Source organism: Streptococcus mitis (genome assembly GCF_009496285.1).
GTDB classification, from domain to species: domain Bacteria; phylum Bacillota; class Bacilli; order Lactobacillales; family Streptococcaceae; genus Streptococcus; species Streptococcus mitis_BP.
Window position 1 is genome coordinate 13,029 of record NZ_WIJK01000005.1, and the last position, 14,823, is coordinate 27,851.

9 protein-coding genes are annotated in these 14,823 nt (G+C 42.1%); 6 read left to right on the forward strand and 3 right to left on the reverse strand.

Annotated features, from left to right (window positions below):
• Nucleotides 1–542: 542 nt before the first annotated feature.
• Nucleotides 543–2,234: an arginine--tRNA ligase gene (argS, locus tag GEZ89_RS02535; protein WP_153224856.1), complete on the reverse strand. Its 1,692-nt coding sequence runs from the start codon at nt 2,232–2,234 to the stop codon at nt 543–545.
• Nucleotides 2,235–2,375: 141 nt separating this feature from the next.
• Here argS and argR point away from each other — a divergent pair, with 141 nt between their 5' ends.
• Nucleotides 2,376–2,822, forward strand: a complete 447-nt coding sequence (argR, locus tag GEZ89_RS02540; RefSeq protein WP_001231485.1) for an arginine repressor — start codon at nt 2,376–2,378, stop codon at nt 2,820–2,822.
• Between the two features lie 47 nt (nt 2,823–2,869).
• Nucleotides 2,870–5,404, forward strand: coding sequence for a DNA mismatch repair protein MutS (mutS, locus tag GEZ89_RS02545; RefSeq protein WP_153224857.1), 2,535 nt, complete (start codon nt 2,870–2,872; stop codon nt 5,402–5,404).
• Nucleotides 5,405–5,443: 39 nt separating this feature from the next.
• On the opposite strand, the gene GEZ89_RS02550 is transcribed toward mutS, so the two are convergent.
• Nucleotides 5,444–5,902: a DUF3021 domain-containing protein gene (locus GEZ89_RS02550; RefSeq protein ID WP_153224858.1), complete on the reverse strand. Its 459-nt coding sequence runs from the start codon at nt 5,900–5,902 to the stop codon at nt 5,444–5,446.
• On the reverse strand, nt 5,899–6,339 hold the full coding sequence (locus GEZ89_RS02555; RefSeq protein ID WP_153224859.1) for a LytTR family DNA-binding domain-containing protein: 441 nt from the start codon (nt 6,337–6,339) through the stop codon (nt 5,899–5,901). Before GEZ89_RS02555 ends, GEZ89_RS02550 begins: the two co-directional genes overlap by 4 nt.
• Nucleotides 6,340–6,681: 342 nt before the next feature.
• Here GEZ89_RS02555 and rpsL point away from each other — a divergent pair, with 342 nt between their 5' ends.
• From rpsL to GEZ89_RS02580, 4 genes are all read left to right on the forward strand, one after another.
• Nucleotides 6,682–7,098 (forward strand): 30S ribosomal protein S12, encoded by a 417-nt coding sequence (gene rpsL, locus GEZ89_RS02565; protein ID WP_001142333.1) that lies wholly within the window; start codon nt 6,682–6,684, stop codon nt 7,096–7,098.
• A 19-nt stretch (nt 7,099–7,117) separates the two neighbouring features.
• The gene (gene rpsG, locus GEZ89_RS02570; RefSeq protein WP_000087876.1) at nt 7,118–7,588 is read left to right on the forward strand and encodes a 30S ribosomal protein S7; all 471 of its coding nucleotides are present in this window, start codon (nt 7,118–7,120) and stop codon (nt 7,586–7,588) included.
• A 423-nt stretch (nt 7,589–8,011) separates the two neighbouring features.
• Nucleotides 8,012–10,093, forward strand: coding sequence for an elongation factor G (gene fusA, locus GEZ89_RS02575; RefSeq protein WP_153224860.1), 2,082 nt, complete (start codon nt 8,012–8,014; stop codon nt 10,091–10,093).
• A gap of 113 nt (nt 10,094–10,206) precedes the next feature.
• Nucleotides 10,207–14,601 carry a PolC-type DNA polymerase III gene (locus tag GEZ89_RS02580; protein WP_153224861.1) on the forward strand — a complete coding sequence of 1,465 codons (4,395 nt, stop codon included), beginning with the start codon at nt 10,207–10,209 and terminating at the stop codon, nt 14,599–14,601.
• The last annotated feature ends 222 nt before the right edge of the window (nt 14,602–14,823 follow it).

The window sequence follows — 14,823 nt, forward strand, 5'->3', positions numbered from 1 at the left end:
TGTAATGCCCTCCGCCCCTAGTACCAAATAAAAGTCCGTAGAAGTTTAGGATTGGTTGCTTAGAACGCTCTGCAATTCAGTAACTTTAAGATTACGACATTCATTCAACCAAATCGATATTATTTGGTTAGGTGAATTAGTGAAGCGTTTAGGCAATTCGCCATAGTTACGACGTCATGTTCTCTAAATCGATTATATTTAGAGAACATGACTAGTGAAGCAGTTAGCTAGTCCGCATAAAAGCGGCTAGCATCCAACAATTAGGAACTTTAGTTCCAATAACTTTAAGATTACGACGTTTTAGGACATAAATCGATCATATTTATGTCTTAAAACTAGTGAAACGTCTAGCCAAAGTCCGTATAGGATTTGGTCTTAGTTACTTAGATTGCTTTGCAATGAAGTAATTAAAAGATTACGACATGAGCCTAACCAAGTCGATATTATTTGGTTTGGTGAATTAGTGAAGCGTTTAGGCAATTCGCCATATAGCGATTGCCGTCAAGAGACTAGGGACTTTCGTTCCAGTCTCTTGTAACGAATCACATCTTCTCTGGTGCTTCTACGCCGAGCAGACGAAGTGCTTCTTTGAGAACAACTGCAGTTGCGTAACTGAGGGCTAGACGGCTGTCGCGTTCTGGGCTTTCATCTAAGATACGTGTATGTGCATAATATTTGTTAAAGGCTTGAGCCAGGCTAATTGCAAATTTAGCAATGATAGAAGGTTCAAAGTTATCCGCTGCACGGTTGATAATACGTGGGAAGTCTTGGATGAGTTTAATGATTTCCCAGCTTTCAGCATCATTCAAGCTATAGTTGCCAGCTGTTTCTGGTTTGAAATCTGCTTTGCGTAAGATAGATTGGATACGAGCGTAGGCATATTGAACATAAGGTCCAGTTTCACCTTCGAAGGATACCATGGCTTCTAGGTCGAAGTCATATCCATTTGTACGGTCAGTTTTAAGGTCATAGAATTTAATGGCTCCAACTCCAACAGCATGAGCAACCTGATCTTTATTTTCCAGTTCAGGATTTTTAGCCTCGATTTGGGCCTTGGCACGACTAATAGCCTCTGCAACAGTAGGTTCTAGCAAGATAACATTCCCTTTACGAGTAGAGAGTTTCTTGCCTTCTTTTGTTACCAATCCAAAAGGAACATGGACAATATCTTGACTCCAATCGTAACCCATCTCTTGCAAGACAGCCTTGAGTTGTTTAAAGTGAGCAGATTGTTCTTGACCAACGACATAGATAGATTTAGCAAATTGATATTCGTTTTTACGGTAAAGGGCAGCGGCCAAGTCACGTGTGATGTAGAGAGTTGCACCGTCAGATTTCTTGATAAGAGCTGGGTGTTCAATTCCATATTTTTCAAGATTAACAACTTGGGCACCTTCTGATTCGACCAAAAGTCCTTTTTCAGAAAGGATATCTACAACTGCATCCATCTTGTCATTGTAGAAGGCTTCCCCGTTGTAGCTGTCGAATTCAACCTTCAATTCATTGTAAAGGCGGTTAAATTCCACCAAACTTTCATCACGGAACCATTGCCAAAGTGCGAGAGCCTCCTCATCTCCATTTTCAAGTTTACGGAACCATTCGCGTGCTTCTTCATCCAAGCTAGGGTCATTTTCAGCTTCAGCATTGATGCGAACGTAGAGTTTAAGAAGTTCATCAATCGGATGAGCTTTTACAGCTTCTTCGTCGCCCCATTTTTTGTAGGCAACGATCAGCATCCCAAACTGTTTACCCCAGTCTCCCAAATGGTTGACCTTGACCGTTTGATAACCGATTTTTTGGAAAATATGTGACAAGCTATCTCCGATAACAGTTGAGCGCAGGTGACCAATAGAGAATGGCTTAGCAATATTGGGACTAGACATGTCGATAACAACATTTTCTTGTTTACCAATATTTTGGTCAGCATAGTGTTCTTTTTCAGTGATAACAGCTTGTAATACTTGAGCAGAAATGGCATTTTTATCAAGGAAGAAGTTAACATAAGGTCCAGTAGCGACGACTTTTTCAAATGCTTGGCTATTGATTTTTTCAGCGATATCTGCCGCGATCATTTGTGGAGCTTTTCTCTCAACTTTTGCTAGAGTAAAGGCAGGAAAGGCGATGTCTCCCATATCAGAGTTTTTGGGTTGTTCTAGTAAATTTAAAATAGCCTCTTGATCCAGGCTGTCAATGACGCTAGCCAATTCGCTAGCAATCAATTGTTTTGTATTCATTATAAACTCCTTTGGACTTTTCTTCTATTTTATCACAATTTTGAGGAATGATAAGAATTTTTTTGAAATATTCGGTTTTTTTGGTATAATGTTCTTATTAAATAGTTGAAAATGTTATAAATATTCACTCGAGAGGATGTTATGAGAAAAAGAGAACGCCATCAGTTAATCAAACAAATGATCACTGAGGAAAAATTAGGGACTCAAAAAGAGATCCAGGATCGGTTGGAAGCACGCAATGTTTTTGTGACGCAAACGACATTGTCGCGTGATCTTCGCGAACTGGGCTTGACCAAGGTTAAGAAAAATGATAAGGTCTACTACGTACTAGCAAATGAGACAGAGAAGATTGACCTGGTTGAGTTTTTGTCCCATCATTTGGAAGGTGTAGCAAGAGCTGAGTTTACCTTAGTTTTGCACACTAAATTGGGTGAAGCTGCAGTTTTAGCCAATGTTGTCGATGCCAACAAGGATGAATGGATTTTGGGAACAGTTGCGGGTGCCAATACTCTCTTGGTAATTTGCCGAGATCAGCATGTTGCTAAACTCATGGAAGATCGTTTGTTAGATTTGATGAAGGATAGATAAGGTCTTGGGAGTCTCTCTCAAGACTATTTTTAACAAGGAGAGAATGGATGACGACAGAAAAATTATCACCAGGCATGCAACAGTATGTGGATATCAAAAAACAATTTCCAGATGCTTTTTTGCTCTTTCGTATGGGTGATTTTTATGAGTTATTTTACGAAGATGCAGTCAATGCTGCCCAGATACTAGAAATTTCACTAACCAGTCGCAATAAAAATGCTGACAATCCTATTCCCATGGCTGGAGTTCCCTATCACTCTGCTCAACAGTATATTGATGTCCTAGTTGATCGTGGCTACAAGGTTGCCATTGCTGAGCAGATGGAGGATCCTAAGCAGGCAGTAGGGGTTGTTAAGCGTGAGGTTGTGCAGGTGATTACACCAGGTACAGTCGTTGATAGTAGTAAACCCGATAGCCAAAACAACTTTTTGGTGGCTATCGACCGTGACGGTCAGCAATTTGGTTTGGCCTATATGGATCTGGTGACGGGTGATTTTTATGTGACAGGTTTATTAGATTTTACCCTGGTCTGTGGTGAAATCCGAAATCTTAAGGCAAGAGAAGTTGTCATCGGCTATGCCTTAACTGAAGAGGAAGAACAGATTCTCAGACGTCAAATGAATTTGGTACTTTCCTATGAGCAAGAATCATTTGAAGACATCCATCTACTGGATCCACGTTTGGTACCTGTTGAACAGGCTGCTAGCAGTAAGCTTCTCCAGTATGTCCATCGGACTCAGATGAGAGAGTTGAATCACTTAAAACCTGTTATTCGTTATGAAATTAAAGATTTCTTGCAGATGGATTTTGCGACCAAGGCTAGTTTAGATCTAGTAGAAAATGCTCGTTCTGGCAAGAAACAAGGGAGTCTTTTCTGGTTGTTAGATGAAACCAAGACTGCTATGGGGATGCGACTCCTACGTTCTTGGATCCACCGTCCCTTGATTGACAAGGATCGTATCCTTGAACGTCAGGAGGTTGTACAGGTCTTTCTGGATTATTTCTTTGAGCGTAGTGATTTGACAGAAAGCCTCAAGGGAGTCTACGATATCGAGCGTCTAGCCAGTCGAGTCTCTTTTGGGAAAAGCAATCCTAAGGACCTTTTGCAATTAGCGACTACCTTGGCCAGTGTTCCAAGGATTCGCGCAATTTTAGAAGGAATGGAGCAACCAGCGCTTGCCTATCTGATTGAACAACTAGATGCTATTCCTGAGTTGGAAAGTCTTATTAGCGCAGCTATTGCTCCAGAGGCTCCTCATGTAATTACAGAAGGTGGCATTATTCGGACGGGCTTTGATGAAACCTTGGACAAGTATCGTCGGGTGCTTAGAGAAGGAACTAGCTGGATTGCTGAAATTGAAGCCAAGGAAAGAGAAAGTTCTGGCATCAGCACGCTCAAGATTGATTACAATAAAAAGGATGGCTACTATTTCCATGTGACCAACTCGCAGCTCGGTAATGTTCCAGCCCACTTTTTCCGTAAGGCTACGCTAAAAAACTCTGAACGTTTTGGGACAGAGGAGTTGGCTCGTATCGAGGGAGAAATGTTAGAGGCGCGTGAAAAATCAGCCAACCTAGAGTACGAAATTTTTATGCGGATCCGTGAGGAGGTTAGCAAGTATATCCAGCGTTTGCAGGTTCTAGCCCAAGGAATTGCGACGGTTGATGTTTTGCAAAGTCTGGCGGTTGTAGCTGAAACCCAGCATTTGATTCGACCTGAGTTCGGTGACGACTCACAAATCGATATCCAGAAAGGGCGTCATGCTGTTGTTGAAAAGGTCATGGGAGCCCAAACCTATATTCCCAACAGCATCCAAATGGATGAAGATACTAGCATCCAACTGATTACAGGGCCTAACATGAGCGGGAAGTCAACCTATATGCGCCAATTAGCAATGACAGCGGTCATGGCTCAGATGGGTTCTTATGTACCGGCAGAACGTGCTCACTTGCCTATCTTTGATGCGATTTTTACCCGTATCGGTGCAGCAGATGACTTGGTGTCAGGTCAGTCAACCTTTATGGTCGAGATGATGGAAGCCAATAATGCCATTGCACATGCGACTGAGAATTCTCTCATTCTCTTTGATGAGCTTGGACGCGGAACGGCAACTTATGATGGCATGGCCTTGGCCCAAGCGATTATCGAGTATATCCATGAACATATCGGAGCCAAGACTCTCTTTGCGACTCATTACCATGAATTGACTAGTTTGGAGACTAGTCTGGGACATCTGGTTAACGTTCACGTGGCTACGCTTGAGCAAAATGGACAGGTTACCTTCCTTCACAAGATCGAAGCCGGACCAGCTGATAAATCATACGGTATTCACGTAGCTAAGATTGCAGGTTTACCGGCAGACTTGCTGAAAAGAGCAGATGAAATTTTAACGCAATTAGAGAGTCAAGGTCAGGAAAGTCCTGCTCCAATGAAACAAACACATGCAGTTTCTGAACAAATTTCCCTATTTGACTCGGCGGAAGAAAATCCTATTCTAGCAGAATTGGCTAAAGTAGATGTGTACAATATGACACCGATGCAGGCCATGAATCTCTTGTTAGAATGGAAACAAAAATTATAAGCAAAAACCCACTCCGTTTTGTGAGTGGGTTTTTAGGTATTATTTTTTATGAGCCAATAGTTGATTGATGTGTGCAACTTTTTTAGATTCTCTCTTGTAGAGAACAATCCAGATGATGAGGTAGACGATTGCAAACTCTGGGATGAGTTGAAGGATGAAAGTCCAGTGAAGTGGGAACCATCCTGCTAGGATTGCTAGAGGTACAAAACCTAGCAACATAAGGAAGAAGTGAGTGACAGTCGCACGAAGAAGGCTCCAATCTTGAGCAAATAGACGACCGCCAAAACTAAAGAGGACTCCAATCGCTGCCCAGATAAGCAGACAGTAAAGTAAGACGAGTGATCCATGCACCTGATGTTGGGTCATGAATTGACCAATCAAAGAGTTGGGGCTGAGAGGTGCGTAGTTGCTTGGTGAGTAGATAAAAGAAAAGATAATAGATAGGATGAGGCCGATGAGGATACCAGTTGTGGCATCGTGGAAAATTTGTTTTTTCATAGTTCTAATTTCTCCTTAATGGTTTTGAGGTAACGGCGAGATGAGTAGGTGAAACTGTCGTTTTTAAGATAGATTTCAATCAAGCCGTTAGAGGTTAGTTTAAGATGACTGATAGCGTCGATGTTGACAATTTCCGATTGGGAAATTTGGATAAAGGAAGCAGGTAGAATTTCACTTGCTTGGTAAAGACGAATGTCGAGCGCATAGGTTTGGCTATCCGTTTCAGCTAAGACTTTGCGATTTTCAATATATATACGTTGAATCTTACTAATCTGAATCAAGTAGACCTGGTCTTGGAATTTTCCTTTAAGCGTTTCTTTTTGATCCAGGGATTGGACAAAGTCTTGGACTTTTTGAACTCGAGTAGACAAGGTTGACGCTTCGATTATGATTTGTTCTTCGGTGTATTGCTGATCAATATCAAGTCTGAGTTTCATAATTTCTCCTTTATAAATTTGTAATAGAGATCTCTTGCTTACAAATCTATTAAACACCATTTTGTTGACAATTACAAGAAGGTTTGTCTATGTGGTCGGTTGAAGAGCCTATCTGGCAGGTGACCGTTTTCATAGAATTTTTAGAGTAAGGAAGTCAAAAAATAAGAAGAAATATATTGACAAAAATAGACAAAACGTGGTACAATAATAGACGGTACTTTTTACTTTTGGTCTCTCAAGAGTGTACAGGGACGTGCTGACAAATGTTGCAAAAGTACACACAGATGATAACTGTCACCAAGTGTATCATCACCAAAAATAAAAAAACACAGGAGAATGTAGATGCCTACAATTAACCAATTGGTTCGCAAACCGCGTAAATCAAAAGTAGAAAAATCTAAATCACCAGCTTTGAACGTTGGTTATAACAGTCATAAAAAAGTTCAAACAAACGTTTCTTCACCACAAAAACGTGGTGTTGCAACTCGTGTTGGAACAATGACACCTAAAAAACCTAACTCTGCCCTTCGTAAATTTGCTCGTGTACGTTTGAGCAACCTTATCGAAGTTACTGCCTACATCCCAGGTATCGGACACAACTTGCAAGAGCACAGTGTGGTGCTTCTTCGCGGTGGACGTGTAAAAGACCTTCCAGGGGTACGTTACCATATCGTCCGTGGTGCACTTGATACTGCAGGTGTTAACGATCGTAAACAAGGCCGTTCTAAATACGGTACTAAACGTCCGAAAAAAGCATAAGGAAAGGGGATAAAGAGAAATGAGTCGTAAAAATAGAGCTCCAAAACGTGACGTATTGCCAGATCCGCTTTACAATTCACAATTAGTTACTCGTCTTATCAACCGCGTTATGCTTGACGGTAAACGTGGTACAGCTGCTTCAATCGTTTACGGTGCTTTTGAACAAATCAAAGAAGTTACTGGTAACGATGCACTTGAAGTATTTGAAACAGCTATGGAAAACATCATGCCTGTACTTGAAGTACGTGCACGTCGTGTCGGTGGTTCTAACTACCAAGTCCCAGTTGAAGTTCGTCCAGAACGTCGTACAACACTTGGACTTCGTTGGTTGGTAACAATCGCTCGCCTTCGTGGTGAACACACAATGCAAGACCGTCTTGCAAAAGAAATCTTGGATGCTGCTAACAACACTGGTGCAGCAGTTAAGAAACGTGAAGACACTCACCGTATGGCTGAAGCTAACCGTGCCTTCGCACACTTCCGTTGGTAATATAGGATGCGAAAGCGTTAAGAAAGTCCCAGAGAAAATAGGGAATCGAAGCAGGTTGCGATTGCAACCAATGAGATTCATCTTTTTCTCCAGACTTTTAGCTTGAGCTCAACTAGATTATGATACCAAAAGCGGCAAAGGCCCAAGGCAAAAATAGGAAACTGATGCAGTGTTCCGTGAACACAAAGCAGTTTATCTTTTTTGCACCGGGCCTCGCTCGGGTTCAAATCAGTTAACTTGAGCTTTTAGCCCGGGTTCAATTTAGCTCGGTCAGCTCTTAGCTATAACTCAACTTACCATTCCGCAAGTTGAAACCAACAATAACAAGATAAACATTGAGAACGGGTAGGTCCTGCCTATCCGTTTTTATTAAATCGTGTTATAATAGAATAGAAATAAAAAAATATAGGAGAAACAAACCTCATGGCACGCGAATTTTCACTTGAAAAAACTCGTAATATCGGTATCATGGCTCACGTCGATGCTGGTAAAACAACTACAACTGAGCGTATCCTTTACTACACTGGTAAAATCCACAAAATCGGTGAAACTCACGAAGGTGCGTCACAAATGGACTGGATGGAGCAAGAGCAAGAACGTGGTATCACTATCACATCTGCTGCGACAACAGCTCAATGGAACAACCACCGCGTAAACATCATCGACACACCAGGACACGTGGACTTCACTATCGAAGTACAACGTTCTCTTCGTGTATTGGACGGTGCGGTTACAGTTCTTGACTCACAATCAGGTGTTGAGCCTCAAACTGAAACAGTTTGGCGTCAAGCAACTGAGTACGGAGTTCCACGTATCGTATTTGCCAACAAAATGGACAAAATCGGTGCTGACTTCCTTTACTCAGTAAGCACACTTCACGATCGTCTTCAAGCTAACGCACACCCAATTCAATTGCCAATCGGTTCTGAAGATGACTTCCGTGGTATCATCGACTTGATCAAGATGAAAGCTGAAATCTATACGAACGACCTTGGTACAGATATCCTTGAAGAAGACATTCCGGCTGAATACCTTGAGCAAGCTCAAGAATACCGTGAAAAATTGATCGAAGCAGTTGCTGAAACTGACGAAGAATTGATGATGAAATACCTCGAAGGTGAAGAAATCACTAACGAAGAATTGAAAGCTGGTATCCGTAAAGCGACTATCAACGTTGAATTCTTCCCAGTATTGTGTGGTTCTGCCTTCAAGAACAAAGGTGTTCAATTGATGCTTGATGCGGTTATCGACTACCTTCCAAGCCCACTTGACATCCCAGCGATCAAAGGTATCAACCCAGATACAGATGAAGAAGAAACTCGTCCTGCATCTGATGAAGAGCCATTTGCAGCTCTTGCCTTCAAGATCATGACTGACCCATTCGTAGGTCGTTTGACATTCTTCCGTGTTTACTCAGGTGTTCTTCAATCAGGTTCTTACGTATTGAACACTTCTAAAGGTAAACGTGAACGTATCGGACGTATCCTTCAAATGCACGCTAACAGCCGTCAAGAAATCGACACTGTTTACTCAGGTGATATTGCTGCTGCCGTTGGTTTGAAAGACACTACAACTGGTGACTCATTGACAGATGAAAAAGCTAAAATTATCCTTGAGTCAATCAACGTTCCAGAACCAGTTATCCAATTGATGGTTGAGCCTAAATCTAAAGCAGACCAAGACAAGATGGGTATCGCCCTTCAAAAATTGGCTGAAGAAGATCCAACATTCCGCGTTGAAACTAACGTTGAAACTGGTGAAACAGTTATCTCTGGTATGGGTGAGCTTCACCTTGACGTCCTTGTTGACCGTATGCGTCGTGAGTTCAAAGTTGAAGCGAACGTAGGTGCTCCTCAAGTATCTTACCGTGAAACATTCCGCGCTTCTACTCAAGCACGTGGATTCTTCAAACGTCAGTCTGGTGGTAAAGGTCAGTTCGGTGATGTATGGATTGAATTTACTCCAAACGAAGAAGGAAAAGGATTCGAATTCGAAAACGCAATCGTCGGTGGTGTGGTTCCTCGTGAATTTATCCCAGCGGTTGAAAAAGGTTTGGTAGAATCTATGGCTAACGGTGTTCTTGCTGGTTACCCAATGGTTGACGTTAAAGCTAAGCTTTACGATGGTTCATACCACGATGTCGACTCATCTGAAACTGCCTTCAAGATCGCTGCATCTCTTGCACTTAAAGAAGCTGCTAAGACTGCACAACCAGCTATCCTTGAACCAATGATGCTTGTAACAATCACTGTTCCAGAAGAAAACCTTGGTGATGTTATGGGTCACGTAACTGCTCGTCGTGGACGTGTAGATGGTATGGAAGCACACGGTAACAGCCAAATCGTTCGTGCTTACGTTCCACTTGCTGAAATGTTCGGTTACGCAACAGTTCTTCGTTCTGCATCACAAGGACGTGGTACATTCATGATGGTATTCGACCACTACGAAGATGTACCTAAGTCAGTACAAGAAGAAATCATTAAGAAAAACAAAGGTGAAGAATAATTCACCGTCACTTTTAAAGAAGTCACTTTGTGGCTTCTTTTTCTGTTTGGTAGAAATAGGTAAAAGTGCCTCAAATATGGTAAAATAGAAGGAGTATATTGTGAGGAAAATGGATGTCAACCACTTTTGAAATTTTAATGAATCAGTTGGGAATACCCGCTGAAATGAGAAATCATGAGGCCTTCTCTCAGGCTGAAATAGAACAAGTTATTGTTCATAAACGAAGCAAAGTTTGGGAGTTTCATTTTGTTTTTGAAAATATCTTGCCTTTTGAACTTTTTCTAGAGTTGAAAAGAGGCTTGAAAGAAGAATTCTCAAAAACGGGAAATCAGGCTAGTTTTGAGATAAAAACGCGAAATCAGGAATTTTCTATAGAACTTTTACAAGCCTACTATCGAGAGGCTTTTTCGGATGGTCCTTGTGCTAGTCAAGGTTTTCGTTCTATATATCAGAATTTTCAGGTTCGCTTTGAAAATGACCAGTTAATCATTGAAGCTTCTGAAGCCGCAGATACTGAGCATTTTAGAAAAAATCATCTGCCAAATCTTAGCAAACAGCTGGAACTTTTTGGCTTTCCTAAATTATCCTGCAGTTTAGAAAAAAATGAAGAACTCACGAGGGAAGAGCAAGAGGCCTTTCAGACGGAAAATCAAATGATTATCCAAGCTGCTAATGAAGAAACACTTCGGGCTATGGAACAATTGGAACAGATGGCTCCTCCTCCTCCAGCTGAGGATAAACCTGTCTTTGATTTCCAAGCCAAGAAAGCAGCTGCTAAGCCTAAACTTGATAAGGCAGAGATTACTCCTATGATCGAGGTCAATACTGAAGAAAATAGATTGGTTTTTGAAGGAGTTGTCTTTGATGTTGAGCATAAGGTGACTAGAACAGGTCGTGTCTTGATTAACTTCAAGATGACGGACTATACTTCCAGTTTCTCTATGCAAAAATGGGTCAAGAATGAAGAAGAAGCTCAGAAGTTTGACATGATCAAGAAAAACTCTTGGCTCCGTGTTCGAGGAAATGTCGAGGTAAATAATTTCACGCGAGACTTGACCATGAATGTACAGGATGTTCAGGAAGTCGTTCACTATGAGCGTAAAGACTTGATGCCAGAGGGAGAGCGTCGTGTTGAGTTCCATGCCCATACAAATATGTCGACCATGGATGCTCTACCTGAAGTTGAAGAACTCGTTGCGAAAGCAGCTAAATGGGGTCATAAAGCGGTAGCAATCACGGACCACGGAAATGTTCAATCCTTCCCTCATGGCTATAAGGCTGCTAAGAAAGCAGGCATCCAGCTGATCTATGGGATGGAAGCTAATATCGTTGAAGACCGTGTACCTATCGTCTATAATGAAGTTGAGATGGATTTGTCTGAAGCAACCTATGTAGTCTTTGACGTGGAAACGACTGGACTTTCAGCTATCTATAATGACTTGATTCAGGTCGCAGCTTCTAAGATGTATAAGGGCAATATCGTAGCTGAATTTGATGAATTTATCAATCCTGGTCACCCCTTATCAGCCTTTACTACTGAATTGACAGGAATTACGGATGAGCATGTGAAAAATGCCAAACCCTTGGTTCAAGTTCTGAAAGAATTCCAAGAGTTTTGTAAGGATACCGTTCTTGTAGCCCACAATGCAACCTTTGACGTTGGCTTTATGAATGCCAACTATGAACGTCATGGCCTGCCAAAAATCACTCAACCTGTTATTGATACGTTAGAATTCGCAAGAAATCTCTATCCTGAATATAAACGTCATGGTCTAGGGCCTTTGACTAAGCGTTTTGGAGTTGCCCTAGAACACCATCACATGGCCAACTATGATGCGGAAGCAACTGGCCGTCTGCTTTTCATCTTTATCAAAGAAGTAGCAGAAAAGTATGGTGTGACAGATTTGGCACGATTAAACCTTGATTTAATCAGTCCAAATTCTTATAAAAAAGCTCGCGTCAAGCATGCAACTATCTATGTAAAAAATCAAGTAGGCTTGAAAAATATCTTTAAGCTGGTTTCTCTCTCAAATACCCAGTATTTTGAAGGAGTTCCACGGATTCCACGTACAGTACTAGATGCCCATCGAGAAGGTTTAATCTTGGGTTCTGCTTGTACAGAAGGGGAAGTCTTTGATGCAGTCGTATCACAAGGTGTTGATGCAGCGGTCGAAGTTGCTAAATACTATGACTTTATCGAGGTGATGCCTCCAGCTATCTATGCACCTCTGATTGCCAAAGAGCAGGTCAAGGACATGGAGGAACTCCAGACCATAATCAAGAGCCTGATAGAGGTTGGAGATCGCCTTGGGAAACCCGTTCTTGCGACAGGAAATGTCCACTATCTCGAACCCGAGGATGAAATTTATCGAGAAATCATTGTCCGCAGTCTGGGTCAGGGAGCAATGATTAACCGAACGATCGGTCACGGAGAAGCTGCCCAACCAGCTCCGCTACCAAAGGCACATTTTAGAACGACTAATGAAATGTTGGATGAATTTGCCTTTCTAGGAGAAGATTTGGCTCGCAAAATCGTCATTGAAAATACCAATGCCCTAGCAGAAATCTTTGAACCTGTGGAGGTTGTAAAGGGTGATTTGTACACGCCTTTCATTGACAAAGCCGAAGAAACAGTTGCTGAATTAACCTATAAAAAAGCCTTTGAAATCTATGGAAATCCACTCCCAGATATCGTTGATTTGCGGATTGAAAAGGAATTGACCTCTATCTTGGGGAATGGATTTGCCGTGATTTATCTGGCTTCACAGATGCTAGTGCACCGTTCCAACGAACGGGGTTACTTGGTTGGTTCCCGTGGGTCTGTTGGATCTAGTTTCGTTGCAACCATGATTGGGATTACCGAGGTCAATCCTCTCTCTCCTCACTATGTCTGTGGTCAGTGTCAGTACAGTGAGTTTATCACGGATGGTTCCTACGGTTCAGGTTTTGATATGCCAAATAAAGACTGTCCAAACTGTGGCAATAAGCTTAGCAAGAATGGACAGGACATTCCTTTCGAGACCTTCCTTGGTTTTGACGGGGATAAGGTTCCCGATATCGATTTGAACTTCTCAGGTGAAGATCAACCGAGCGCCCACTTGGATGTTCGTGATATCTTTGGGGAAGAATACGCCTTCCGTGCAGGAACGGTAGGTACTGTGGCTGCTAAAACAGCCTATGGATTTGTCAAAGGTTACGAGCGTGACTATGGCAAGTTCTACCGTGAAGCCGAAGTAGAGCGCCTAGCCCAAGGAGCTGCAGGTGTTAAACGGACGACCGGTCAGCACCCAGGGGGAATCGTTGTTATTCCAAACTATATGGATGTCTATGACTTTACACCAGTACAGTATCCTGCAGATGATGTAACTGCTGAATGGCAGACCACTCACTTTAACTTCCACGATATCGATGAGAACGTCCTCAAGCTCGATGTTCTTGGTCATGATGATCCGACCATGATTAGGAAGCTGCAAGACTTATCAGGCATTGATCCAAATGATATTCCGATGGACGACCCAGGTGTCATGGCCCTCTTCTCGGGTACAGATATCCTGGGAGTGACGCCTGATCAAATCGGGACTTCAACTGGTATGCTTGGAATTCCAGAGTTTGGCACTAACTTTGTTCGAGGAATGGTGGATGAAACCCATCCGACGACCTTTGCGGAGTTGCTTCAGCTTTCTGGTCTGTCTCACGGTACCGACGTTTGGTTGGGAAATGCCCAAGACTTGATTAAGGCTGGAATTGCGGACTTATCAACTGTTATCGGATGTCGGGATGACATCATGGTTTACCTCATGCACGCTGGTCTAGATCCAAAGATGGCCTTTACCATCATGGAGCGTGTACGTAAGGGATTGTGGCTTAAAATCTCAGAAGAAGAGCGTAACGGTTATATCGAAGCTATGAAGGCCAATAATGTGCCTGAGTGGTATATCGAATCTTGTGGAAAAATCAAGTACATGTTCCCTAAAGCCCATGCAGCAGCCTACGTTATGATGGCCCTTCGTGTAGCCTACTTCAAGGTTCACCACCCGATTTATTACTACTGTGCTTACTTCTCCATCCGCGCTAAGGCCTTTGATATCAAGACCATGGGAGCGGGCTTGGATGCTATCAAGCGAAGAATGGAAGAAATAGCTGAAAAACGCAAGAACAATGAAGCTTCCAACGTAGAAATTGACCTCTACACAACACTTGAAATTGTCAATGAGATGTGGGAACGTGGTTTTAAATTTGGCAAGTTAGACCTCTATCGTAGTGATGCGACTGAATTCATCATCGATGGAGACACCCTCATCCCACCGTTTGTCGCTATGGATGGGCTAGGCGAGAACGTTGCCAAGCAATTGGTGCGCGCTCGAAAAGAAGGAGAATTCCTCTCTAAAACTGAACTCCGCAAGCGTGGTGGACTTTCCTCAACTTTAGTTGAAAAGATGGATGAAATGGGAATTCTCGGCAATATGCCAGAGGACAACCAGCTCAGTTTGTTTGATGATTTGTTTTAATTTAAAGTCAACTTGTTCAAATAAGCCGACTAAGTTTCATCTAATTAAGACTTAACAGTAAAACTAGTAGAGATGATTTTTTATGATTTTCATTTCTACTGGTTTTTAGATATGATAGAATATAAGTAAGTTTTTATCCAAAGACTAAAACTTTAGGAAGCTATATATTGAAATTATCAAAAATGATTGCTATAAATTACTAATAATGATACTCTCAAACAA